Source organism: Variovorax sp. GW821-FHT09B01 (assembly GCF_059418345.1).
In genome coordinates, this window is sequence record NZ_JBWKPQ010000017.1 from 139824 (window position 1) to 163807 (window position 23984).

Annotated in this window: 18 protein-coding genes; 16 read left to right on the forward strand and 2 right to left on the reverse strand. The window is 69.6% G+C overall.

Translation table 11 applies throughout. From position 1 onward, the window contains the following. From AC07RV_RS33165 to AC07RV_RS33180, 4 genes are all read left to right on the forward strand, one after another. Positions 1 to 4378 (forward strand): YadA family autotransporter adhesin (locus AC07RV_RS33165; protein ID WP_493196363.1); only part of this gene is annotated, 4378 nt, incomplete at its 5' end. An 83-nt stretch (positions 4379 to 4461) separates the two neighbouring features. Continuing rightward, a complete protein-coding gene (locus AC07RV_RS33170; RefSeq protein WP_296780197.1) occupies positions 4462 to 5607 on the forward strand; it encodes a DUF2827 domain-containing protein in 1146 nt (381 codons plus the stop codon). After that, complete coding sequence (locus AC07RV_RS33175) at positions 5604 to 6734, forward strand: DUF2827 domain-containing protein (protein ID WP_208513672.1); 1131 nt, start codon at positions 5604 to 5606, stop codon at positions 6732 to 6734. The genes AC07RV_RS33170 and AC07RV_RS33175 overlap by 4 nt, the downstream gene beginning before the upstream one ends. 27 nt (positions 6735 to 6761) lie before the next feature. After that, positions 6762 to 7397, forward strand: coding sequence for a hypothetical protein (locus tag AC07RV_RS33180; protein WP_296780201.1), 636 nt, complete (start codon positions 6762 to 6764; stop codon positions 7395 to 7397). A gap of 16 nt (positions 7398 to 7413) precedes the next feature. Here the strand turns inward: AC07RV_RS33180 and AC07RV_RS33185 are convergent, their stop codons facing one another. Next, a complete protein-coding gene (locus AC07RV_RS33185; RefSeq protein WP_296780204.1) occupies positions 7414 to 8361 on the reverse strand; it encodes a MerR family transcriptional regulator in 948 nt (315 codons plus the stop codon). A 168-nt stretch (positions 8362 to 8529) separates the two neighbouring features. On the opposite strand from AC07RV_RS33185, the gene AC07RV_RS33190 reads away from it, so the two are divergent. After that, positions 8530 to 10815, forward strand: coding sequence for an acyl-CoA dehydrogenase (locus AC07RV_RS33190; RefSeq protein ID WP_296780206.1), 2286 nt, complete (start codon positions 8530 to 8532; stop codon positions 10813 to 10815). On the opposite strand, the gene AC07RV_RS33195 is transcribed toward AC07RV_RS33190, so the two are convergent. Continuing rightward, positions 10703 to 11566, reverse strand: coding sequence for a helix-turn-helix domain-containing protein (locus AC07RV_RS33195; protein WP_209541271.1), 864 nt, complete (start codon positions 11564 to 11566; stop codon positions 10703 to 10705). The genes AC07RV_RS33190 and AC07RV_RS33195 overlap by 113 nt on opposite strands. Before the next feature lie 139 nt (positions 11567 to 11705). On the opposite strand from AC07RV_RS33195, the gene AC07RV_RS33200 reads away from it, so the two are divergent. From AC07RV_RS33200 to AC07RV_RS33250, 11 genes are all read left to right on the forward strand, one after another. Further along, positions 11706 to 12131 (forward strand): hypothetical protein, encoded by a 426-nt coding sequence (locus AC07RV_RS33200; protein ID WP_296780210.1) that lies wholly within the window; start codon positions 11706 to 11708, stop codon positions 12129 to 12131. Positions 12132 to 12323: 192 nt separating this feature from the next. Further along, a complete protein-coding gene (locus AC07RV_RS33205) occupies positions 12324 to 15200 on the forward strand; it encodes an aconitate hydratase (protein WP_296780213.1) in 2877 nt (958 codons plus the stop codon). Positions 15201 to 15204: 4 nt separating this feature from the next. Beyond that, the gene (locus AC07RV_RS33210; RefSeq protein WP_296780215.1) at positions 15205 to 15666 is read left to right on the forward strand and encodes a metallophosphoesterase family protein; all 462 of its coding nucleotides are present in this window, start codon (positions 15205 to 15207) and stop codon (positions 15664 to 15666) included. Between the two features lie 168 nt (positions 15667 to 15834). After that, positions 15835 to 16668 (forward strand): iron uptake transporter permease EfeU, encoded by an 834-nt coding sequence (efeU, locus tag AC07RV_RS33215; RefSeq protein WP_296780217.1) that lies wholly within the window; start codon positions 15835 to 15837, stop codon positions 16666 to 16668. A 10-nt stretch (positions 16669 to 16678) separates the two neighbouring features. Further along, positions 16679 to 17869 carry an iron uptake system protein EfeO gene (gene efeO / locus AC07RV_RS33220; RefSeq protein ID WP_296780219.1) on the forward strand — a complete coding sequence of 397 codons (1191 nt, stop codon included), beginning with the start codon at positions 16679 to 16681 and terminating at the stop codon, positions 17867 to 17869. A 22-nt stretch (positions 17870 to 17891) separates the two neighbouring features. Further along, the gene (efeB, locus tag AC07RV_RS33225) at positions 17892 to 19208 is read left to right on the forward strand and encodes an iron uptake transporter deferrochelatase/peroxidase subunit (protein ID WP_296780222.1); all 1317 of its coding nucleotides are present in this window, start codon (positions 17892 to 17894) and stop codon (positions 19206 to 19208) included. A 56-nt stretch (positions 19209 to 19264) separates the two neighbouring features. Further along, complete coding sequence (gene efeO, locus AC07RV_RS33230) at positions 19265 to 20101, forward strand: iron uptake system protein EfeO (protein WP_296780224.1); 837 nt, start codon at positions 19265 to 19267, stop codon at positions 20099 to 20101. Between the two features lie 153 nt (positions 20102 to 20254). Further along, entirely contained in the window at positions 20255 to 20581 is a 327-nt protein-coding gene (locus AC07RV_RS33235) for a FeoA family protein (protein WP_296780227.1), read from the forward strand. After that, positions 20574 to 22469 carry a ferrous iron transporter B gene (gene feoB / locus AC07RV_RS33240; RefSeq protein WP_093349278.1) on the forward strand — a complete coding sequence of 632 codons (1896 nt, stop codon included), beginning with the start codon at positions 20574 to 20576 and terminating at the stop codon, positions 22467 to 22469. The genes AC07RV_RS33235 and feoB overlap by 8 nt, the downstream gene beginning before the upstream one ends. Before the next feature lie 25 nt (positions 22470 to 22494). Beyond that, positions 22495 to 22779 (forward strand): DUF6587 family protein, encoded by a 285-nt coding sequence (locus tag AC07RV_RS33245; protein ID WP_296780230.1) that lies wholly within the window; start codon positions 22495 to 22497, stop codon positions 22777 to 22779. Positions 22780 to 22784: 5 nt separating this feature from the next. Next, entirely contained in the window at positions 22785 to 23969 is a 1185-nt protein-coding gene (locus tag AC07RV_RS33250) for an FAD-dependent monooxygenase (RefSeq protein WP_296780233.1), read from the forward strand. Positions 23970 to 23984 lie beyond the last annotated feature (15 nt).

Here is a 23984-nt window from a genome sequence, read left to right on the forward strand (position 1 = left end):
CACATCCACCTCGACGGGCCTGAGCACCGCAACCAGCAGCATCGACAGCCTCTCGACTTCGACGTCGACTGGCCTCAGCACGGCAACGAGCTCCATTGGCAGCCTGTCCACGTCGACCTCGACGGGTCTGAGCACGGCGACCAGCAGCATCGATAGCTTGTCGACATCGACTTCGACCGGCCTGAGCACGGCAACGAGCTCGATCGGCAGCCTGTCCACCTCGACTTCGACGGGCCTGAGCACCGCGACCAGCAGCATCGACAGCCTGTCTACTTCGACCTCGACTGGCTTGAGCACGGCCACCAGCGGCATCGACAGCCTGTCGACCTCGACCTCCACCGGCTTGAGCACTGCGACGAGTTCCATTGGTAGCTTGTCGACCTCGACATCGACTGGCCTGAGCACGGCAACGAGCTCGATCGGTAGCCTGTCCACATCGACCTCGACCGGTCTGAGCACGGCCACGAGCAGCATCGACAGTCTCTCGACTTCCACGTCGACTGGCTTGAGCACCGCAACGAGCTCGATCGGTAGCTTGTCTACATCGACTTCGACGGGGCTGAGCACGGCGACCAGCAGCATTGGCAGCCTCTCGACCTCGACGTCCACGGGCCTCAGCACCGCGACGAGTTCGATCGGTAGCCTGTCGACGTCCACGTCGACCGGTCTGAGCACGGCGACCAGCAGCATTGGCAGCCTTTCGACTTCGACGTCCACCGGCCTGAGCACGGCAACGAGCTCCATAGACAGCTTGTCCACGTCGACTTCGACGGGCCTGAGCACGGCCACGAGCGGCATCGACAGTCTCTCGACTTCGACGTCGACTGGTTTGAGCACCGCAACGAGTTCGATCGGTAGCTTGTCCACATCGACTTCGACGGGGCTGAGCACGGCGACCAGCAGTATTGGCAGCCTTTCGACTTCGACGTCCACTGGCCTGAGCACGGCAACGAGCTCCATCGACAGCTTGTCCACGTCGACCTCGACGGGCCTGAGCACGGCCACCAGCTCTATCGGCAGCCTGTCGACGTCCACGTCGACCGGTTTGAGCACGGCGACGAGCTCGATCGGCAGCCTCTCGACCTCGACGTCTACCGGCCTCAGCACTGCGACGAGTTCGATCGGTAGCTTGTCCACGTCGACGTCGACGGGGCTGAGCACCGCCACGAGCAGCATCGGCAGCCTTTCGACCTCCACGTCGACTGGCTTGAGCACGGCAACGAGCTCCATCGGCAGCTTGTCGACCTCCACCTCCACGGGTCTGAGCACTGCCACGAGCAGCATTGGCAGCCTTTCGACCTCCACGTCGACTGGCTTGAGCACGGCGACCAGCTCGATCGGTAGCTTGTCTACCTCGACCTCGACGGGTCTGAGCACCGCCACGAGCAGCATCGGCAGCCTTTCGACCTCGACGTCCACCGGCTTGAGCACGGCCACGAGCTCCATCGGCAGCTTGTCGACTTCGACCTCCACGGGTCTGAGCACCGCGACCAGCAGCATCGGCAGCCTCTCGACTTCCACGTCGACCGGCTTGAGCACGGCGACGAGTTCGATCGGTAGCTTGTCCACGTCGACGTCGACGGGTCTGAGCACTGCGACGAGTTCCATCGGCAGCCTCTCGACCTCGACGTCTACTGGCCTCAGCACGGCAACGAGCTCTATCGGTAGCTTGTCCACGTCGACTTCGACGGGCCTGAGCACCGCCACGAGCAGCATTGGCAGCCTCTCGACCTCGACGTCCACTGGCTTGAGCACGGCAACGAGCTCCATCGGCAGCTTGTCGACTTCGACCTCCACGGGTCTGAGCACGGCCACCAGCTCGATCGGTAGCCTGTCTACGTCTACGTCGACCGGTCTGAGTACGGCGACCAGCAGCATCGGTAGCTTGTCGACCTCGACATCGACCGGTTTGAGCACGGCGACGAGCTCGATCGGTAGTCTGTCCACGTCCACTTCGACGGGCCTGAGCACCGCCACGAGCAGCATCGGCAGCCTTTCGACTTCCACGTCGACTGGCTTGAGCACGGCAACGAGTTCCATCGGCAGCTTGTCGACCTCGACCTCCACGGGCCTGAGCACGGCGACCAGCAGCATCGGCAGCCTGTCGACTGGCCTGAGCACGGCGACGAGCTCCATCGACAGCCTGTCCACTTCGACCTCGACCGGTCTGAGCACTGCCACCAGCGCGATCGGTAGCCTGTCGACTTCGACGTCCACGGGTCTGAGCACGGCGACGAGTTCCATCGGCAGCCTGTCGACGTCCACGTCGACCGGTTTGAGCACTGCAACGAGCTCCATCGGTAGCTTGTCGACCTCGACCTCCACGGGCCTGAGCACGGCGACCAGCAGCATCGGCAGCCTGTCGACCGGCCTGAGCACCGCGACGAGCTCCATCGGCAGCCTGTCGACGTCCACGTCGACCGGCCTGAGCACCGCCACGAGCAGCATCGACAGCCTGTCCACCGGCCTGAGCACCGCCACCAGCGGCGTCAGCAGCCTCTCGACGTCGACGTCGACTGGCCTCAGCACGGCAACGAGCTCGATCGGCAGCCTCTCGACCTCCACGTCGACCGGCCTCAGCACCGCCACGAGCAGCATCGACAGCCTGTCGACCTCGACCTCCACGGGTCTCAGCACCGCCACGAGCAACATCGACAGCCTTTCGACCTCGACCTCGACCGGCCTGAGCACGGCGACCAGCTCCATCGGCAGCCTGTCGGTGGGCCTGAGCACCGTGAGCAGCGGCATCGGCAGCCTGTCGATCGGCCTGAGCACGACGAACAGCACCGTGAGCAGCCTGTCGACGTCCACGTCGAGCGGCCTGAGCACGGCGACGAGCAGCATCGGCAGCCTGTCGACGTCCACCTCGAGCGGCTTGAGCACGGCAACGAGCAGCATCAACAGCCTGTCGACGTCCACCTCGAGCGGCCTGAGCACGGCGACGAGCAGCATCAACAGCCTGTCGACGTCCACCTCGAGCGGACTGAGCACGGCGACCAGCAGCATCAACAGCCTGTCGACCTCCACCTCGACCGGTCTGAGCACGGCCACGAGCAGCATCAGCAGCCTGTCGACCGGCCTGAGCACGGCGACCAGTAACATCGGCAGCCTGTCGTCGGGCCTGAGTACGACGAACAGCAACGTCTCCAGCCTGTCGACCTCGACCTCGACCGGCCTGAGCACCGTCACCAGCGGTCTCGGCAGCCTGTCGAGCGGGCTGAGTACGACGAACAGCAACCTCAGCAGCCTGTCGACGAGCATCAGCGGGTCGGTCAGCGGCATCGGCAGCCTGTCGACGGGGCTGAGCACCACCAACAGCACCGTCACCAACATCTACAACAACGGCACGAAGTACTTCCACGCCAACTCGACGGCAGGCGACTCGCAGGCCATCGGCCAGGAGTCGGTGGCGATCGGACCGCAATCGGTGGCCAGCGGCGCGAACTCCTTCGCCGCGGGCAACGGCGCGAAGGCGACGGCCGACGGCGCGGTGGCGGTGGGCTTCGGGGCGCAGGCCACGGGCACCAACGCGATCGCGATCGGTACCGGGGCACTGGCCACCGGCTCGCAGGCGATCGGTGCGGGCGCCAGCGCGGGCGGCAAGGGCGTCGCGATCGGCGACGGCGCGGATGCGGGCGGCACCTCGAGGAGCGCGGCGTCGAACGTCTCGAACGGCACGGCCGTCGGCTTCAACGCGGTGGTCCAGCAGACCGGCGGCGTGGCCCTGGGCTCGGGCTCGGTGGCTTCCAGGGGCGCGGGGGTCGCCGGCTACGTGCCAGGCAGCGCCACCGCGGCGCAGGAGGCGGCGATCAAGGCCACCACCAGCACGCAGGGCGCGGTGTCGGTCGGCGATGCGGCCAACGGCCAGTTCCGCCAGATCACCGGCGTGGCCGCGGGCTCGGCCGACAGCGACGCCACCAACGTGGCGCAGCTGAAGGCAGCCTCGGCGGCTTCGAAGGCGAGCAGCGTGCAGTACGAGACCAACCCCGACGGGTCGGTCAACTACAACCAGATCACGCTGGGCGCCGGCCAGGCGGCGGGCGGCACGCGCATCAGCAACGTGGCACCGGGCATCCTGCCGGGCGACGCGGTCAACGTGCAGCAGCTGACCGACGTGCGCAACCAGATCGGCGACGTGGCGCGCGTCGCCTACTCGGGCACGGCGATGGCGTTCGCGATGTCGGGCACCTACCTGCCGACGCTCTACCCCGGCGAGAAGACCGTGGGCGTGGGCTTCGGCAGCTACAAGGGCTACAGCGCGGTGGCGCTGACCTTCAAGGCCCTGTCGGACGACGGCAAGATGTCCTGGGGCGCGGGCCTCTCGACCACGGGCAAGGAGTGGGGCATCAACGCCGGCATCGGCTGGAAGTGGAAGTAAGTCACGGGGAGAGAAAAGCCCCCTCGAAGGCTCCCGCGTCCCAGGCGCGGGGGCCTTCCTTTTTTGAGGGACACTCGCTGCCCATGCGCATCGGTATTTCAGTCCTCACCCACGCCGGCCAGAACATCTGGGAGAACGGCATGGGGCAGAACGTGCTGTTCCTGGCCCGGCTGCTGCAGCAGATCCCGTTCGTGGAGTCGGTCACGCTGATCGACGCGGGCGACCAGTCGGCGATGCCGCCGCAGGTCGACCTCGCGGCGCGCGGGCTCGCGATCGGCCGGGCGCGCGAGCTCACCGATGCGCTCGACGTGGTGTTCGAGATGGCGGGTGCGCTCGAGGTCTCGTGGCTGTCGTATTTCCGGGCCCGCGGCGGGCGCGTGGTGTTCCATTGCGTGGGCCAGCCCTTCGTGTCGCTGGCCGAGCCGATCCTCTTCTCCGACAAGGGCCACTTCAGCCGGCCCGACCGCTGCGACGAGGTCTGGCTGCTGCCCAAGGACCAGACCTTCGCGCCGATGATGCGCGTGTACAACCGCTGCCCGGTGCACGTGGTGCCCTACCTCTGGTCCCCCGAGTTCCTCGCGCAGCGCGTGGCCGAGGTCGAGGCGGCGGGCTTCCGCTTCGGCTACGTGCCGCGCACGGCCGAGCAGCCGGGCTTCCGGGTGGCGATCTTCGAGCCCAACATCTCGGTGGTGAAGGCCGGCACCTTGCCGATGCTGATCTGCGACGGCGCCTACCGCGCCGACCCGAAGGTGGTGAACTGGATGCATGCGCTCAACACGCTGCACATGAAGGACCACCCGACCATGCTCTACCTGGCGAACTCGCTCGACATCGTGCGCGAGCACAAGGCGATCTTCCATGGCCGGCACGACTTCGCGGGCTTCATGGTGCAGTACGCCGACGCGGTGGTGTCGCACCAGTGGCAGAACGACCAGAACTACAGCTACCTCGACGCGCTCTACGGCAACTACCCGCTGGTGCACAACTCGCCGTGGCTGCGCGACGCGGGCTACTACTACCCGGGCTTCGAGGTCGGCGCCGGCGTCGAACAACTGCTGAACGCGGCGCGCCATCACGACGCGCAACTCGGCGACTACAGGGCCCGCTCGCAGCGCGTGTTCGACGCGCTCGATCCGCTGGCGAGCGCCAACGTCGAGGGCTATGCGCAGCGGCTGCTGCAGCTGGTGGGCGGCGATGCGAACTTCCGCGCCGGAGGTGCCGCGCGATGAACGCCATGCCCGACAAGCTGCGCGTCGGCGTCTCGATCTTCATCCGCAAGGGCGAGCAAAGCCTGTGGGAGAACGGCGTCTACCAGAACTGCCTGTTCCTCGTGATGCTGCTGCTGCGCTCGCCGCGCGTGGCCAGCACGGTGCTCGTGGCCGGCGGCGGCGACGGCGCGCCGGCCGACGCGGCCGGCTTCCTGGCCGATTCGCCGGTGCCGATCATCGACATGGCGACCGCCGCGCAGGAGCTCGACGTGATGATCGAGATGAGCGCCCAGCTCGGGCGTGACTGGGCCGTGGCCTTCCGCGAGCGTGGCGGCAAGATCGTGTCGATGCGTGTGGGCAACGACTACGTGATCGACATCGAGCGCATGATCTTCGACAAGCCGCATGGCCTGCTGCTGACGCTCGCGCCCTACAACGAGGTCTGGACGCTGCCCGAGTACGAGGCCACCTGCAAACCCTATTTCGAGGCCGCCTTCCGCACGCCGGTGCGCCTGATGCCGCACCTGTGGAGCCCGATGGTGCTCGAGCGCGCCTTGGCGCGCAGCGGTGGCGGCAAGCCCTTCGCCTACGAGCCCGGGCGTCGGCACTGGCGCGTGGCGATCTTCGAGCCCAACATCTGCATGGTGAAGACCAGCTTCATCCCGATGCTGGGCTGCGAGGCGGCGCACCGCGCGCAGCCCGACCTGATCGAGCGCCTGTGGGTCTACAACAGCTTCCACCTGCGCGAGAAGCCGCTGTTCGTCGGCTTCGCCCAGAGCCTGGACCTGGTGCAGCACGGGCTGGCCTCGTTCGAGGGGCGCTTCCCGGTCTACCAGGTGGTGCCGCCCAATGTCGACTGCGTGTTCGCGCACCATTGGGAGAACGGCCAGAACTACCTCTACTACGAGGCGCTGTACGGCGGCTATCCGCTGGTGCACAACTCGCACCTGATCGGCGATTGCGGCTACCGCTACCAGGGCTTCGACTGCGAGGACGGCGGCCGGGCGCTGCGGCGCGCCTTCGCCGAGCACGACGCCGACCTGCCCAACTACCGTGAGCGCGCGCGGGCGCTGCTCGAGCGGCTGGACCCCGAAGGCGAGGAGAACGTGCGCATCTACACCGCCGCGATCGAGGCGCTCTACGCTTGAGCGCGAATTCCCGAAGAACGTATGGCCATGACCCCGACCTCGCTTCCGATCCGCCGCCTGCTGCTGTGCGCCGCGGCCTGCACCCTGACGGCCACCGCCTTCGCGCAGGGCGTGCTCGTGCCCCAGGCACCGCCCGCGCCGCCGCAGGACACCCTCACGCGCGCGGCCGCCAGCGTGGGCGTCAAGCGCTGCCTGCCGGCGATCACGCGGCTGTCGTCGCTGACCGTGCAGGGCAGCCGCAGCCACGACGTGCTGCTCGACTGGGACCGCAAGCGCCCCGACAGCGGCCCGGTGTTCTCGCTGATCGGCATCGAGTTCCCGAATGCCGGCGTGGCGGGCTCGATCACCGCGATCCCCGACGACGGCGGCAGCTGCACGGTGGCGGCCGAGCGCATCTCGGTGGCGCCGTTCACTTGCGCGAGCATCGCCCAGCAGGAGCTGCCGAACTACCGCGCGACCAAGCTGCTGCCGGTCTACACCGTCTACACCGACGACAAGGAGCCGACCTCGTCGGTGTCGCTGATCGATTCGCCGCCGGGCTGCTTGGTGATCCGGCGCTATGTCGAATACGGCTGGCGCGATCCGGCGGCCGCGGCGGCCACGCCACAAGCGGCGCCCGCACCGGCGGCACCGGCCGGGCAGCAGGTGCCGAAGCGGCGCTGAGCCGCGCGCTTGTCGTTCAGGCCGCGGCGCCGAGCAGCGGCGTCATCGCCTCGTGGATCCAGCGCCACTCGGTGCCCTGCGCGGCGGCCGCGCCGGCATCCTCGCCGCGCAGCACGGCCATCAGTTCCTGGTAGCGCGCCGAGCGCGCGTGGTGCTTGCGGTATTGCCCCAGCTGCCAGGCGAGAAATTCTTCATCGGGCGCGCGGCGCATGGCCTTCGCCGAGGCCGCGAGCCAGTCCTGCGCGATGGCCCGGCCGGTTTCCGACGCGGGCTCGGTGCGCGCGGCGATCGCGTCACGCACGCGGGCCAGCGTGGCGTTGGCCGCTTGCGCATAGGCGGCGGGATCGAATTCGCCATTCCACATGCCGACCGCTTCGGCGCGCATGCTCGCGATGAAGGCCGGGTCGCCGAGCATGACGGCCAGTTCGGTCCAGGCGTCGATCTGCGCGGGCGTGGGTTCGGCCGGCAGCTCGGGCGTGGCGGCATCGACCATCTGGCGCTTCCAGTCGTCGCCCATGCGGGCGCCGGCGGCCACCTGGTCGTAGAAGTTCTCGATGGTCTGGCGAAGGCGGGTGTTCGAAAGGGTGGTCACGGTCCAGAGTCTCCGTAGCGAGGTTTCGGTGGGCTGCTTCTCGTCGGCCAGCGTCGCGCGCAGCACGGCGGCGATGCGGCGGCGGGAAGCGATTTCCGCTTCCAGGGCCTGGAGGCGGATCGTCAGAACGTCGGTGAGCGACAGGCCTTCCGACAGCGTCCGCCCGATGGTCTCGAGCCCGATGCCCGCGTCGCGCAGCGAACGGATCAGGTCCAGCCGCGCCACGTCGTCGTGGGTGTAGCCGCGGTAGTTGGCCTCGCTGCGCGCCGCGGGCGGCAGCAGGCCCGCGTCCGAATAGAACCGGATGCGCCGCACCGACACGCCGCTGAGCTTGGCGATCTCGCCGATGGAAAGCAGTCGTTTGACGTTCATGGGCGGGTTGTAGCGTCTCCACCGGGTGGAGGGTCAAGCGTTGCGGAGCGCCGGGAATGCGAGCCCGTCTCCGACACGCGCGGTCGCCCTCGGCCGGCCGAGTCCGGGCCGACCCGGTCGCACCATGGTCGAGCGCCGCGCGCCTGCCTCGCGGCGAAGGAGACACGCATGCCGCTGGCCTCGTTGATCGGCCGCTGGGCCATGAAGCCTTTCTCGAAGGCGCTGCCGCCACTGGGCGACACCGAACGCGCCGCGCTCGAAGCGGGCACCGTCGGTTTCGAAGGCCAGCTGTTCGCCGGCCGCCCCGATTTCGACGCGCTCGCCGCCTTCGGGCCCAACCGCCTGACCGAGCGCGAACAGGCCTTCCTCGACCGCGAGGTGCGCACGCTGTGCGCGATGCTCGACGACCATGCGATCGACGAAGCGAAGGACCTGCCGCCCGAGGTGTGGCGCTACCTGCGCGAGCAGCGCTTCTTCGGGATGATCATTCCCGAGGAGTTCGGCGGCCTGGGCTTCGGCCACCACGCCCATGCCACGGTGGTGGCGCGCATCGCCACCGTCAACGTCGCGACGGCGGTCACGGTGATGGTGCCCAACTCGCTCGGTCCGGCCGAGCTGCTGCTGCGCTACGGCACCGATGGCCAGAAGCAGCACTACCTGCCGCGCCTGGCCGATGGCCGCGAGCTGCCGTGCTTCGGCCTGACCTCGCCCTACGCGGGCTCCGATGCCGCTTCGATCCCCGACCGCGGCGTGCTGGTGGAGCGCGAGTTCGAGGGCCGGCGCACGCGCGGCTTCCTGGTCGACTTCGACAAGCGCTACATCACGCTGGCGCCCGTGGCCACCGTGGTCGGCCTGGCCTTCCACGCGGTCGACGAGAGCCGGCCCGAGGGCCAGCGCGATCTCGGCATCACCTGCGCGCTGATCCCGGTGCCGCACGCGGGCATGGAGATCGGCCGGCGCCATCGCCCGATGGACAGCGCCTTCATGAACGGCCCCATCCACGGCCGCCAGGTCTTCGTGCCGATGGACTGGGTGATCGGCGGCGAGCCGCAGGTCGGCCAGGGCTGGCGCATGCTGATGGAGTGCCTGGCCGCGGGCCGCGCCATCTCGTTGCCCGCGCTCGGCTCGGCGATGCAGCAGACCGCGCTGTTCGTGAGCAACGGCTATGGCCGCATCCGCGAGCAGTTCGGCCTGCCGGTGGGCAAGTTCCACGCGGTGGCGGGGCTGGTGGCCCAGATGTCGGCCGAGCTCTATGCGAGCGATGCCGCGCGCCGCTTCACCGCCTGCGCGCTCGATGCCGGCGAGCGGCCCAGCGTGGCGAGCGCGATCCTCAAGGTGCAGCTGACCGAGGCCGGCCGGCGCGCGGTCAACCACGGCATGGACATCCTCGGCGGCAAGGGCATCATTTCAGGCCCCTCGAACCTGCTGAGCGTGGCCTATAGGCAGGCGCCGATCGCGATCACGGTGGAGGGCGCCAACATCCTCACGCGCGCGCTGATCGTGTTCGGCCAGGGCGCGGTGCGCTGCCATCCGCACGTGCTCGACGAGATGGCCGCAGTGCAGGCGAACGACGAGACCGCGCTCGGCAAGGCGCTGATGGCGCATGGCGGGCACGTGGCGCGCAACCTCTGGCACAGCCTGTTCGGCGCGCCAGTGCTGGGCCGCCCGCCCGAGGCGCTGGCACCCGAGGCCCGGCTGATCGCGCGCATGAGCGCCAAGTACGCGCTCACCGCCGACCTGGCCATGGGCATGCTCGGCGGCAAGCTCAAGCGCATGGAACTGCTGTCGGCACGGCTCGGCGACGTGCTGGCCCACCTGTACCTGGCGAGCGCCTGCGTCTGGCGCTACGGGGTGGAGGCGGCGCCCGAGATGCTGCCCTTCGCGCAGGCCGCGATCCGCGTGCAGCTCGACCAGGCGGCGGCGATCCTGCACGACCTCTATGCCAACCTGCCCACGCCGGGCCGGCGCTTCATCGGCGCGCTGGTGCTGCGGCGCACCGCGCACCTGGCGCCGCTGCGCGACGTGCAGTTGCTGGCGCTGGCCGAGACGCTGCGCACCCGGCCCGACGTGGTCGCCCGGCTGGTGCCCGATCTCAGCGAACCCGCGGCCGGCGGCCTGCGCGACCTGATGAGCGCGCTGGAACTCGGCGACCGCCTGGGCGACGAGACCGCGGCCCTCAACAAGGTGCTGCGGCGCACGAACTCGCTCGAGGCCGCGGCCCGCACGGCGGCCGATCCGGCGCTCGCGCTGGCCTATCTGCGCGCGGCCGACAAGGTGATCCAGGTCGACGACGTGCCGGGGCCGAAGGCGCGCGACGAGGACGAGGCGGGGGAGGGCGCGCTCAGCCCGCCGCGCCAGCCAGCGCCTTCGCCTGCGCAACCAGGGCCGGCAGCGCCGCCGCCGTCTGCGCATCGGCCGGAAAGAACGACTCCACCGCGAGTTCCTGCAACGTGATGTCCACCGGCGTGCCGAAGATGGTGGTGGTGCTGATGAAGCTCAGCACGCCGTTCGGCGTCACGAGCTGGAACGGCACCACCACGCCCGACAGCTCGCCGCCCGCGGGCGGGGTGTCGTGGCCCACGTGGGGCACGGGGTAGGCCGCGAGTTCGTCGTGCAGCTCGACCAGCACGCGGTCGCCGGTGGCCGCGATCTGCTGCTGCAGCCGCTCGAGCAGGTGGGCGCGCCATTGCGCGAGGTTGGCGATGCGCGAGGCCAGCCCGTCGGGCCGCAGGCTCAGGCGCAGCACGTTGACGGGCGGCGTCACCAGCTCGGCCGACGCGCCTTCCATCAACAGCGGCACCAGCGCGTTGTAGGCCACCAGGTTCCAGTGGCGGTCCACCGCCAGCGCCGGAAAGGGCTCGTGGCCCTTGAGCACCAGGTCGACCGCGCGGCGCGCCGAGGCCATGGCCGGGTCGTCGAGCGAGCGCTGGCGGTACATGGGCGCGAAGCCCGCGGCCACCAGCAGCGCGTTGCGTTCGCGCAGCGGCACGTCCAGCCGCTCGGCCAGCCGCAGCACCATCTCTCGGCTGGGGGCGGCGCGGCCGGTTTCCACGTAGCTCAGGTGCCGGGTCGAGACCTCGGCCTCCTGCGCCAGGTCGAGCTGGCTCAGGCGGCGGTGCGTGCGCCAGTGCCGCAGGTGCACGCCGAAGGGATCGCGCGCACCCGGCTGGCCGGGCTTCGTGGGGTGGGGGCGGGGGGTGTTCATGGGGCCGCATTCTGGCGCGCGGGCCGCGCATCGCCATGACCTGGCAGGTCATGGACGCTGTGCGCCGGTCCCGGAATCATCGACCCCAACGCAGCAGGACTGTTCTGCGGCGTACCACCCGAACCGAAGGAGAAACCTCATGACCGCACGTTCCACGCTCTTCGCCTCGCCGCGTTTCCTGCCCCGCGTGATGTGGGCCGACGCCGCTTCCTGCGCCGGCACCGGCGCGCTGCAGGTCGCTTTCACCGACACCCTGGCCCGCCTCACCGGCCTGCCGGCGGCGCTGCTGCTGGGCACCGGCGTGTTCCTGCTGGCCTATGCCGCGGCGGCCGCCTTCATGGCCAGCCGCGCCACCCCGCCGCGCACGCTGATCGGCGTGGTCATGCTCGGCAACCTGGGCTGGGCCGTGGCCTGCGCCGCCTTGCTGGCCGGTGGCCTGTTCCCGGTGACCGTGCTGGGCGTGGCCTGGGTGCTGGCGCAGGCGGTGTGCGTGCTGGTGCTGGCCGAGCTGCAATGGAGCGGGCTGCGCGCGAGCCGGCCGATGGCGCGGATGGCGCTGGCCTGACCGCCTTCCGTCCACCGACTGTCGAGGCGCCCCGCGAGGGCGCCTTTTTCATGGCCACGCGGGAGGCCTTTTTGTCAATGGCCGCCATGGCCTTTTGCCCCCGCCGATGCGATGCCTGACTACAGCAATTGACATTCATCCCTGCTAACCTTTGAGGCGCTTCACGAACACATTCCCCAAGGAGTCCCACACATGGCCAAAGCACCGGCTCACGCCTTTGCGTCCACCCTCAAGACCTTCAAGACCGCATCGGGCAAGGCCGGCAAGTACTGGTCCCTCAAGGAGCTGGCCAAGCAGCATCCGAGCGTCGATCGGCTGCCGGTGTCGATCCGCATCGTGCTCGAGTCGGTGCTGCGCAATTGCGACGGCCAGAAGGTGTCGGCCAAGCATGTCGAGGAACTGGCCCACTGGGCGCCGAACGCCGAGCGCACCGACGAGATCCCCTTCGTCGTGACCCGCGTGGTGCTGCAGGACTTCACCGGCGTGCCGCTGCTGGCCGACCTGGCCGCCATGCGCAGCGTGGCCGCCAAGCTGGGCAAGTCGCCCAAGACCATCGAGCCGCTGGTGCCGGTCGACCTGGTGGTCGACCACTCGGTGATGGTCGACTACTACGGCACGCCCAAGGCGCTCGACCTCAACATGAAGCTCGAGTTCCAGCGCAACAACGAGCGCTACCAGTTCATGAAGTGGGGCATGCAGGCCTTCGACACCTTCCGCGTCGTGCCGCCGGGCTTCGGCATCGTGCACCAGGTCAACCTCGAGTACTTCGCGCGCGGCGTCTATTCGAACCCCAACGACAAGGGCGAGGTCCCGGTCTACTACCCCGACTCGCTGGTCGGCACCGACAGCCACACCACCATGATCAACGGCGTGGGCGTGGTCGGCTGGGGCGTGGGCGGCATCGAGGCCGAGGCCGCGATGCTGGGCCAGCCGGTCTACATGCTCACGCCCGACGTGGTGGGCTTCGAGCTCACCGGCAAGCTGCGCGAGGGCGTGACCGCCACCGACCTGGTGCTGTTCGTCACCGCGATCCTGCGCGCCGAGAAGGTGGTGGGCAAGTTCGTCGAGTTCTTCGGCCCGGGCGCCGCCTCGATCGCCGTGCCCGACCGCGCCACCATCGGCAACATGGCGCCCGAGTACGGCGCCACCATGGGCTTCTTCCCGGTCGACGAGATGACCGTCGCCTACTTCGAGGGCACAGGCCGCACCAAGGAGGAGGTCGAGCGCTTCGAGGCCTACTACAAGGCACAGGGCCTGTTCGGCATGCCCAACCCCGGCGACATCGACTACACCAAGGTCGTGCGCCTGGACCTCGGCACCGTCTCGCCGAGCCTGGCCGGCCCGAAGCGGCCGCAGGACCGCATCGACCTGGGCCACCTGTCGACCAAGTTCTCCGAGCTCTACAGCAAGCCCAACGACGCCAACGGCTTCAACCAGCCGGCCGACAAGCTCAAGCTGCGCTACCCGCTCGCGCCGGCCGGCGCCGGCAACGACGAGGAGACCGCCGCGCCCGCGCCGGGCGCGCCGCGCGACCTGGTCGAGATGGTGGCCAACCGCACGACCAAGGCGGCCGCGCACGTGAGCGCCACCGCGCCGGCGGCGCCGTCCAAGTCCAAGGGCGAGGTGACCATCGGCAACGGCGACGTGCTGATCGCCGCCATCACCTCGTGCACCAACACCTCGAACCCGAGCGTGATGCTGGCCGCGGGCCTGCTGGCCAAGAAGGCGGTGGAAGCCGGCCTCTCGGTCAAGCCGCACGTCAAGACCTCGCTGGCGCCCGGCTCGCGCATCGTGACCGAGTACCTCGAGAAGGCCGGCCTGCTGCCCTACCTCGAGAAGCTGGGCTTCTACCTCGCGGGCTACGGCTGCACCACCTGCATCGGCAACGCGGGCGACCTCACGCCCGAGATCAACGAGATCATCACCAAGAACGACCTGATCGGCGCGGCCGTGCTCTCGGGCAACCGCAACTTCGAGGCGCGCATTCATCCGAACCTCAAGGCCAACTTCCTGGCCTCGCCGCCGCTGGTGGTGGCCTTCGCGATCGCGGGCAACGTGATGGTCGACCTGATGACCCAGCCGGTGGGCAAGGGCAAGGGCGGCAAGGACGTCTACCTCGGCGACATCTGGCCCACGCCGAAGGAGATCGACCAGAACCTGCGCTTCGCGATGAACGCCAAGTCGTTCCGCGCCAACTACGACAAGGTCAAGACCGACCCGGGCAAGTTCTGGAGCAGCATCAAGGGCACCACGGGCCAGGTCTACGACTGGCCCACCTCGACCTACATCGCCGAGCCGCCGTTCTTCGAGGGCTTCAAGATGAAGCCGCATGCCTCGGACGCGGGCTTCAAGGGCGCGCGCATCATGGCGCTGTTCGGCGACTCGATCACCACCGACCACATCTCGCCGGCCGGCTCGATCAAGGAAAGCTCGCCCGCGGGCATCTGGCTGAAGGCGCACGGCGTGCCCAAGGCCGACTTCAACAGCTACGGCTCGCGCCGCGGCAACCACGACGTGATGATGCGCGGCACCTTCGCCAACGTGCGCATCAAGAACCTGATGATTCCGCCGGACGCCAACGGCACGCAGGAGGAGGGCGGCGTCACGCTGTTCCAGCCCGGCAACGAGAAGATGTTCATCTACGACGCGGCCATGAAGTACATCGCCCAGGGCACGCCCACGGTGGTGTTCGGCGGCGAGGAGTACGGCACCGGCTCGTCGCGCGACTGGGCCGCCAAGGGCACGCAGCTGCTGGGCATCAAGGCCGTGGTGGCACGCAGCTTCGAGCGCATCCACCGCGCCAACCTGGTCGGCATGGGCGTGCTGCCGCTGCAGTTCCGCGGCGCCGATTCCTGGCAGACGCTGGGCCTCACGGGCGACGAGCAGATCGACGTGGTGATCGGCGGCGAGCTCAAGCCGCAGATGGACGTGAAGCTGGTCGTGCACCGCCCCGACGGCACGCACCAGGAGGTGACGGTGCGCCTGCGCATCGACACGCCGATCGAGGTCGACTATTACAAGCACGGCGGCATCCTGCCGTTCGTGCTGCGGCAGCTGCTGGCCGCCTGATTCGGTGACGCGCGTCGGACTGATCTCCGACACCCACGGCCTGCTGCGCCCGCAGGCCGTGGCCGCCTTGCAGGGCTGCGACTTCATCGTGCATGGCGGCGACATCGGCAGTCCCGCCATCCTCGAAGCCCTGCGCGCGATCGCGCCGCTGACCGTGGTGCGCGGCAACAACGACCGCGAGGCCTGGGCCGAGGGCATTGCCGAGACCGAGCGCGTGGCCTTCGGCAGCGTGCATCTCTATGCCATTCACGATCTCGCGCAACTGGCCATCGACCCGGCCGCGGCCGGCGTGCGCGTGGTGGTCTCGGGCCATTCGCACAAGCCCAGGATCGAGGAACGCGGCGGCGTGCTCTACGTGAACCCGGGCAGCGCGGGGCCGCGGCGCTTCAGCCTGCCGATCGCCGTCGCCGAACTGCGGATCGAGGGCGGCGCGGTCGACGCGCGCATCGTCGAACTGGCGGTCTGACCCTGCCTGTCACAGGGCTTTCATTACCATTCGGTAAGAAAAGCCCATCAGATGAGAATGGTTCTTGTTTGATGGGTTATCCTCGTCCGCTCCTCCGGGGAGCCGACATGCAGCGCCGCTGATCGCGCCGGTTCCGGAGGGCTCCTCTCGCCCTGAATTCCGAAGCCGATGCTCATCCCCTTTCTCATCATGCTGCGCGAAGGCATCGAAGCCGCGCTGATCGTCGGCATCGTCGCCAGTTACCTCAAGCAGAGCGGGCGCGGCGCGCTGATGCCCGCGGTGTGGGTCGGCGTGCTGCTGGCTACCGCGCTGTCGCTGTTCGCGGGCGCCGGGCTGCAATTGCTCGCGGCCGAATTCCCGCAGAAGCAGCAGGAGCTGTTCGAGGGCGTGGTCGGGCTGATCGCGGTGGTGATGCTGACCTCGATGGTGTTCTGGATGCGCAAGGCCGCGCGCTCGATCAAGGGCGAGCTGCAGGCCTCGATCGACCAGGCGCTCGCCAAGGGCTCGGACGGCCAGGGCTGGGCGCTGATCGGCATGGTGTTCCTCGCGGTCGCGCGCGAAGGTCTGGAGTCGGTGTTCTTCCTGCTCGCGATCTTCCAGCAGAGCAGCGGCTGGGAAGCACCGGTTGGCGCGCTCGCCGGCATCGCGGTGTCGGTGGTGGTCGGCTACGGCCTCTATTCGGGCGGCGTGCGGCTCGACCTGCGGCGCTTCTTCCGCTTCACCGGCCTCTTCATCCTGCTGGTGGCCGCGGGCCTGCTGGCCGGCGTGCTGCGCAAGCTGCACGAGGGCGGCGTCTGGAACCACCTGCAGACGGTGGTCTTCGACATGAGCGAGACCCTGCCGATGGACAGCCCGCTGGGCGCCGTGCTGTCGGGCCTGCTCGGCTACCAGGCCGCGCCCGTGGTGGGCGAGGTCGTCGTCTACCTGGCCTTCCTGGCCCTCGCCCTGTTCTTCTTCCTGCGTCCGGCCGCGCCGGCGCCGCGCGCGGCCGCGGCCCGCTGAAACCCTTTCGATGTCCTCCTCCTCTCCCGAACCCAAGGCACCTTCTTCCCACCTGATGCGCGCGGCGGTCGCCGCGTCGGCCCTGCTGGCGCTCGCCGGCCTCGCGGCCTTCTGGTATGCCTCCAACCACGCGCGCCAGGCGCCGCCGAAGGCCGCCGACAACGCGGTCACCGTCACGATCCGCGGCAATGTCTGCGAGCCCAACGAGATCACGGTGCCGGCCGGGCGCACCACCTTCACCATCGTCAACCAGTCGAACCGCGCGCTCGAGTGGGAGATCCTCGACGGCGTGATGGTGGTGGAGGAGCGCGAGAACATCGCGCCGGGCTTCTCGCAGACCATGACGGTGAAGCTGCAGCCCGGCGATTTCGCGATCACCTGCGGCCTCTTGAGCAACCCGCGCGGCAAGCTGCGCGTGACGCCCTCGGCCGCCTCCGAGGCCGAGGCGGCGCGGCCCTCGCTGGTCAACTACGTGGGCGCGCTGGCGGAGTACCAGACCTTCCTGCGCCTGGAGGCCGGCTCGCTCGAGGACGCGGTGCGCGCGCTGGCCGACGCGGTCCAGGCCGGCGACCTGCAGCAGGCGAGGGCGCTCTATGCGCCCGCCCACCAGGCCTACAAGCGCATCGAGCCGATGGCCGAGCTGTTCGCCGACCTCGACACGCGCATCAACGCGCGCGCCGACTACTTCGAGAAGCGCGAGGCCGATGCCGGCTTCACGGGCTTCCACCGCATCGAGTACGCGCTGTACGGCCAGAACGACCTGAAGCCGCTCGCGCCCGTGGTGGCGCAACTGATCGCCGACATCGGCGTGCTCAAGGAGCGGCTGCGCGGCCTGAACATGCCGCCCGAGCGGCTCGCGAGTTCGGCCTCGAAGCTGCTGCGCCGCGTGGCCGACAACCTGCCCGCGGGCGGCGAGGACCACTACGGCCATGCCGAACTCGCGAACCTGCAGGGCAGCTACGAAGGCACGAAGAAGATCGCCGACCTGCTGCAGCCGCTGCTGGTGAAGGCTGCGCCCGCGCTGCAGAAGAGCCTGGACGAACGCTTCGCCGCCTTCGACGCCGCGCTCGCGCCGTACCGCGAAGGCGAGGGCTTCAAGCCCGCGCCGCTCGACGAGGCGCAGCGCAAGGCCCTGGCCGAACCCGTGCGCGCGCTGGCCGAGGAACTGGCCAAGGTGAATGCCGCGCTCGGCCTGGAATGAGGCTATTGCCCTCCGATCTCTCATGACCACGAAGAACGAATCCCTCCCCACCGACGGGCCACCCGCCTCCCCGCACCGTCGCCGCATGCTCGGCGCGGCCGGTGCCGCCTTCGCCGGCCTGGCCGCGGCCGCGCATGCCGCCGCGCCCTCGGGCCCGCCCGACGGGCCCGATGCCGGCGCCCAGGTCACGGACGCGCCGCAGAGCACCCACACGCAGGACCGCGTGCCCTTCCGCGGCCGGCACCAGGCCGGCATCGTCACGCCGCGGCCGACGGCCGGCATGATCGCCTCGTTCTACGTGCTGGCCGAGAACCGCGCCGACCTCGAGCGCCTGTTCCGCACGCTGACCGAGCGCATCGCCTTCCTCACGCAGGGCGGCCCGCAGACCGATCCCGATCCCAAGCTGCCGCCCGCGGGCTCGGGCATCCTCGGGCCGGTGGTGCAGCCCGACGGGCTCACCGTCACCGTCTCGGTCGGCACCTCGCTGTTCGACGAGCGTTTCGGCCTCGCCGCGAAGAAGCCCAGGCGGCTGAACCAGATGCAGCGCCATCCGAACGACGCGCTCGATGCCGCGCTGTGCCATGGCGACCTGTCGATCCAGTTCTGCGCCAACACGCCCGACACCAACATCCACGCGCTGCGCGACATCATCAAGAACACGCCCGACCTGCTGGTGCTGCACTGGAAGCAGGAGGGCACGGTGCCGCCGATTGCGGCCGTGCCCGGCAAGCCGGCCGAGAGCGCGCGCAACTTCCTCGGTTTTCGCGACGGCTCGGCCAATCCCGATTCGGCCGACAACACGCTGATGGACCGCATCGTCTGGGTGCCGGCCGGCGGCGACGAGCCGGCCTGGGCCGTGGGCGGCAGCTACCAGGCGGTGCGCATCATCCGCAACTTCGTCGAGCGCTGGGACCGCACGCCGCTGCAGGAGCAGGAGGCCATCATGGGCCGGCTCAAGCCCACGGGCGCGCCGATGGACGGCGGCAGGACCGAGCACGACGTGCCCGACTACGCGAAGGACCCCGAGGGCAAGACCACGCCGCTCGACGCGCACATCCGGCTGGCCAACCCGCGCACCAGGGCTTCGGACAAGAACCTCATGCTGCGGCGGCCCTTCAACTATTCGAACGGCGTCACCAAGTCGGGCCAGCTCGAGATGGGCCTCTTGTTCATCTGCTACCAGGCCAACCTCGAGGACGGCTTCATCGCCGTGCAGACGCGCCTCGACGGCGAGCCGCTCGAGGAATACATCAAGCCCATCGGCGGCGGCTTCTTCTTCACGCTGCCGGGCGTGCGCGACGAGGCCGACTGGCTCGGGCGCGGCCTGATGGCCGCCTGAGCGCGCCGCGCGCCCCCCCCAAAGTTTTTTCACCACCCTCAGAACCAAGGAGATCCATGACCGTGCAGTTCCGCCGTCGCTTCCTCGCCACCTTCCTCGCAGGCATCGCCGGCCTCTACGCCGCCGGTGCGCAGGCGGCCGTGTCGCCGCTCGAGCTGGTCGGCCCGATCTCCGACTACAAGATCTACGTCGCCGAGAACGTGCGCAAGCTGGCCGCGGACACCCGTGCCTTCACCGCCGCGGTGAAGGCCGGTGACATCGAGAAGGCGAAGAAGCTGTACGCGCCGACGCGCACGAGCTACGAGCGCATCGAGCCGGTGGCCGAGCTGTTCAACGACCTCGACAAGTCCATCGACTCGCGCGCCGACGACCACGAGAAGGCCGAGAAGGACCCGGCCTTCGGCGGCTTCCACCGCATCGAGTACGGCCTGTGGGTGCAGAAGAGCACGAAGGAACTGAACCCCGTGGCCGACAAGCTGCTGGCCGACGTGCTCGAGCTGCAGAAACGCCTGGGCGCGCTGACCTTCCCGCCCGAGAAGGTGGTGGGCGGCGCCGCCGTGCTGATGGAGGAGGTCGCGGCCACCAAGATCTCGGGCGAGGAGAACCGCTACAGCCACACCGACCTGTGGGACTTCCAGTCCAACTTCGAGGGCGCCTTCAAGATCGTCGAGCTGCTGCGCCCGCTGGTGGTGAAGGAGAACAAGGCCTTCTCGGACAAGGCCGACGCCAACTTCAAGGTGGTGTTCGACACGCTCGCGAAGTACCGCACGCCCGACGGCGGCTTCGAAACCTATTCGAAGCTCAGCGAGCGCGACCGCAAGCTGCTGGCCGGCCGGGTCAACACGCTGGCCGAAGATCTGTCGAAGCTGCGCGGCATGCTCGGCCTGAACTGACCCTCGATCCCCGGTTCCACCGGGGTCGAAACGCACCGGCGCGGGGCGCGATCGTCGGATTTGTGGGGTCTTGGTCAGGTTTACGCGATTGAGAATTGATAGCATCCTGGTTTTGCTAACTGGCGCTCCCGGGGTTCCGAGCGCACTCCCACCGTGCAAACCAACAACATCGCCGCCCAGGCGGCCACTGCGCCGGCCTCCGCGGGCCTGCGCCTCGACCAGCTTCCCGATCATCAGTGGGCCACCGTGCTCGACGTCGCCCGGCCCGAAGGCGCGGAAGACCGCGAGCTGGTGCTGCGCCTGACCGAGATCGGCTTCGTGCCGGGCGAGTCGGTGCGCATCGTCGCCAGCGGCATGCCGGGCCGCGAGCCGATCGCGGTGCGGCTGGGCCACACCACCTTCGCGCTGCGCCGCCACGAGGCCGCGCTGATCCACGTGGCGCCGGGCGCCGATGCCGCCGGAGGTGCGCGCCATGGTTGAAGCCGTGATCCAGGGCCCGGGCGGTTTCGCCGCCACCGGCCAGCCCAACCGCATCGCGCTGCTGGGCAATCCCAACTGCGGCAAGACCGCGCTGTTCAACCTGCTGACCGGCAGCCGCCAGAAGGTCGCCAACTACGCGGGCGTGACCGTCGAGCGCAAGGAAGGCAGCCTGCGCACGCCCGCGGGCCGGCGCGTGTTCGTGCTCGACCTGCCCGGTGCCTACAGCCTCAACGCGCTGTCGGCCGACGAAGCCGTCACGCGCGACGTCGTCACCGGCCAGAGCCAGGAGGCGCTGCCCGACCTGCTGGTCTGCGTGACCGACGCCACCAACCTGCGCCTGAACCTGCGCCTGGTGCTCGACGCCAAGAAGCTCGGCCTGCCGATGGTGGTCGCGCTCAACATGACCGACATGGCGCGCAAGCAGGGCATCGCGGTCGACACGGCCGTGCTGTCGCGCGAACTCGGCCTGCCGGTGATCGAGACCGTCGGCGTGCAGTCCGGCGGCGCCAAGGAACTGCTGGCCGTGCTCGACACCCCGGTGGCCGCGGCCACGCCGCAGCCCTGGCATGCGCCCGGCCTCGACGACGTGCTCGCCACCCAGCGCGAGGTGCGCCGCATCCTCGGCCTGGCGGTGAAGGAGCCCGCGAGCAGCCTGGTCACCAGCGACCGCATCGACCGCATCGTGATGCATCCGGTCTGGGGCATGCTGGTGCTCGCGGTCACCATGTTCCTGATGTTCCAGGCCGTGTTCAGCTGGGCCAACGTGCCGATGGACGCCATCAAGGCCGCCACCGAGGGCCTGGGCGAGCTGCTCAAGGCCCACATGCCCGAGGGCATGCTGCAGAGCCTGCTGGTCGACGGCGTGATCGCGGGCGTGGGCGGCGTGATCGTCTTCCTGCCGCAGATCCTGATCCTGTTCCTGTTCATCCTGGCGCTCGAGGATTCCGGCTACCTGCCGCGCGCGGCCTTCCTGCTCGACCGCGTGATGGGCACCGTGGGGCTGTCGGGCCGCTCGTTCATTCCGCTGCTGTCGAGCTTCGCCTGCGCCATCCCGGGCGTGATGGCCACGCGCACCATCAGCAACTGGCGCGACCGCATCACCACCATCATGATCGCGCCGCTGATGACCTGCTCGGCGCGGCTGCCGGTCTATGCGCTGCTGATCGCGGCCTTCATCCCGGCGCGCACCGTGGCCGGCGTGTTCAACCTGCAGGGCGTGGTGCTGTTCGCGCTCTACGTCTTCGGCATCGTCTCGGCGATGCTGGTGGCCTGGGTGATGAAGCGCTTCCGCGACAACACGCAGCGCTCCTCGCTGATGATGGAACTGCCGGCCTACCGCTGGCCCAATCCGCGCAACCTGCTGCTGGGCCTGTACGAGCGCGCATGGATCTTCATCCAGCGCGTGGGCACGATCATCCTCACGCTGACCATCCTGCTGTGGTTCCTCTCGACCTTCCCATCGCCGCCCGAAGGCGCGACCGGACCGGCGATCCAGTACAGCCTGGCCGGCATGATCGGCCGCGGCCTCGAGCACATCTTCGCGCCCATCGGCTTCAACTGGCAGATCTCGATCGCGCTGGTGCCGGGCATGGCCGCGCGCGAAGTCGCGGTGGGCGCGCTGGGCACGGTCTACGCGCTCTCGGCCACCGGCGACGACGTGGCCGGCGCGCTCGAGCCGCTGATCGCCGGCAGCTGGTCGCTGGCGACCGCGCTGTCGCTGCTGGTCTGGTACGTGTTCGCGCCGCAATGCATCTCGACCCTGGCCACGGTCAAGCGCGAGACCGGCCAGTGGAAGTACGTGTGGATCATGGCGGGCTACCTGTTCGCGCTGGCCTACATCGCGTGCTTCATCACCTACCACGTTGCGGTGGCTCTCGGGGCGGGTTAAAACCGCCCCTGAAAGGCTAGCTTCCATGGCACAAGAACTGATCGTCGGATTGATCGTCGCGAGCGCCGCGTTCTACGCGGTGTGGCGCTGGATGCCCGCGGGCTGGCGGCGCAGCGCCGCGCGCAAGGTCGCCACCGGCACGCAGCGCGCCGGCCTCGTCGATGCCGAGCGCGCCGAGCAACTGGCGGCCTCGCTCGCCAAGACCTCGGGCTGCGGCTCGTGCGACAGCTGCAACAGCTGCGGTCCCAAATCCCCCCAGAACCCGGCTACCCCGGCTTCCTCCTCCGCCTCTTCGTCCTCCGCGCGCTGAGGCCGATGCCCGCGCACATCCTCGTCGCCGGCGGCGGCATCGGGGGGCTGGCCACCGCATTGGCGCTGGCCGGTGGTGGCCATCGCGTCGACGTGTTCGAGCAGGCGGCCGCCTTCGGTGACATCGGCGCCGGCGTGCAGCTCGGCCCCAACGTCACGCGGCGGCTCGCACGGCTCGGCCTCGAAAACTCCCTCGCCGGGGTCGCCGCGCAGCCCGAAGCGCTGGTGGTGCGCAGCGCCGGCAGCGGTGCCGAGATCGGCCGGCTCGCGCTCGGTGCCGCCATGCGTGAACGCTACGGCGCCCCCTACCTCTGCATCCATCGCGCCGACCTGCACGGGCTGCTGCTCGAGGCCGTGCGCGCGCGCGGCACCGGCGCGCTGGTGACCGGCGCGCAGATCGAGCGCGTGGAACTCAGCGACGAGCTCGTGTGCGTGTCGAGCAGCGACGCGCGCGCCTGGGAGGGCGAGGCGGCGGTCGGTGCCGACGGCCTCTGGAGCGTGGTGCGACGTCGCCTCGATGCGGCCTCGGCCGACCAGCCGCCGCGCATCACCGGCCACACCGCCTGGCGTGCGCTCGCGCGGCAGGACGCGCTGCCGCCCGCGCTGCGCCGCACCGGCGTCGACGTGTGGCTCGGGCCGCAACTGCATGCGGTGGCCTATCCGGTGCGTGCCGGCGAATGGCTCAACGTGGTGGTCATCGCCGAATCGGCGCCGGCCGGCAACGCGCACGACTGGGACCAGGCCAGCAGCCTCGCGGCGCTGCAGGCCGCCACGGGCCGCACGGGCGCCTCGCTGCAGGCGCTGCTCGAGGCGATGCCCGCCTGGCGCGCCTGGACCCTGAGCGATCGCCCGCCGCTGGCCTCGGCCGCCGAGATGGCGCACGAGCGGCTGGCGCTGGTGGGCGATGCCGCGCATCCGATGGTGCCGTACCTTGCGCAGGGCGCGGGCATGGCGATCGAGGATGCGGTGGCGCTGTCGGAGGCCTTGGGCGATGGCGGCAGCGATGCCGTGCCAGCGGCCTTCGCGCGCTACGCGGCCGCGCGCTGGCAGCGCAATGCGCAGGTGCAGGCGAAGGCGCGGCGCAACGGGCAGATCTTCCATGCCAGCGGGCCGGTGCGGCTGGGCCGCGACCTCGCGATGCGCGCGCTCGGCGAGCGGCTGCTCGACCAGCCCTGGCTGTACGGCGGCTAGCTCCCTGAAAGTTCT

Coding starts and splice junctions, on each gene's coding strand:
- AC07RV_RS33170 (WP_296780197.1), top strand. CDS start 4,462: ATGCGCATCGGTATTTCAGTCCTCACCCACGCCGGCCAGAACATCTGG.
- AC07RV_RS33175 (WP_208513672.1), top strand. CDS start 5,604: ATGAACGCCATGCCCGACAAGCTGCGCGTCGGCGTCTCGATCTTCATC.
- AC07RV_RS33180 (WP_296780201.1), top strand. CDS start 6,762: ATGACCCCGACCTCGCTTCCGATCCGCCGCCTGCTGCTGTGCGCCGCG.
- AC07RV_RS33185 (WP_296780204.1), bottom strand. CDS start 8,361: ATGAACGTCAAACGACTGCTTTCCATCGGCGAGATCGCCAAGCTCAGC.
- AC07RV_RS33190 (WP_296780206.1), top strand. CDS start 8,530: ATGCCGCTGGCCTCGTTGATCGGCCGCTGGGCCATGAAGCCTTTCTCG.
- AC07RV_RS33195 (WP_209541271.1), bottom strand. CDS start 11,566: ATGAACACCCCCCGCCCCCACCCCACGAAGCCCGGCCAGCCGGGTGCG.
- AC07RV_RS33200 (WP_296780210.1), top strand. CDS start 11,706: ATGACCGCACGTTCCACGCTCTTCGCCTCGCCGCGTTTCCTGCCCCGC.
- AC07RV_RS33205 (WP_296780213.1), top strand. CDS start 12,324: ATGGCCAAAGCACCGGCTCACGCCTTTGCGTCCACCCTCAAGACCTTC.
- efeU (WP_296780217.1), top strand. CDS start 15,835: ATGCTCATCCCCTTTCTCATCATGCTGCGCGAAGGCATCGAAGCCGCG.
- efeO (WP_296780219.1), top strand. CDS start 16,679: ATGTCCTCCTCCTCTCCCGAACCCAAGGCACCTTCTTCCCACCTGATG.
- efeB (WP_296780222.1), top strand. CDS start 17,892: ATGACCACGAAGAACGAATCCCTCCCCACCGACGGGCCACCCGCCTCC.
- efeO (WP_296780224.1), top strand. CDS start 19,265: ATGACCGTGCAGTTCCGCCGTCGCTTCCTCGCCACCTTCCTCGCAGGC.
- feoB (WP_093349278.1), top strand. CDS start 20,574: ATGGTTGAAGCCGTGATCCAGGGCCCGGGCGGTTTCGCCGCCACCGGC.
- AC07RV_RS33245 (WP_296780230.1), top strand. CDS start 22,495: ATGGCACAAGAACTGATCGTCGGATTGATCGTCGCGAGCGCCGCGTTC.
- AC07RV_RS33250 (WP_296780233.1), top strand. CDS start 22,785: ATGCCCGCGCACATCCTCGTCGCCGGCGGCGGCATCGGGGGGCTGGCC.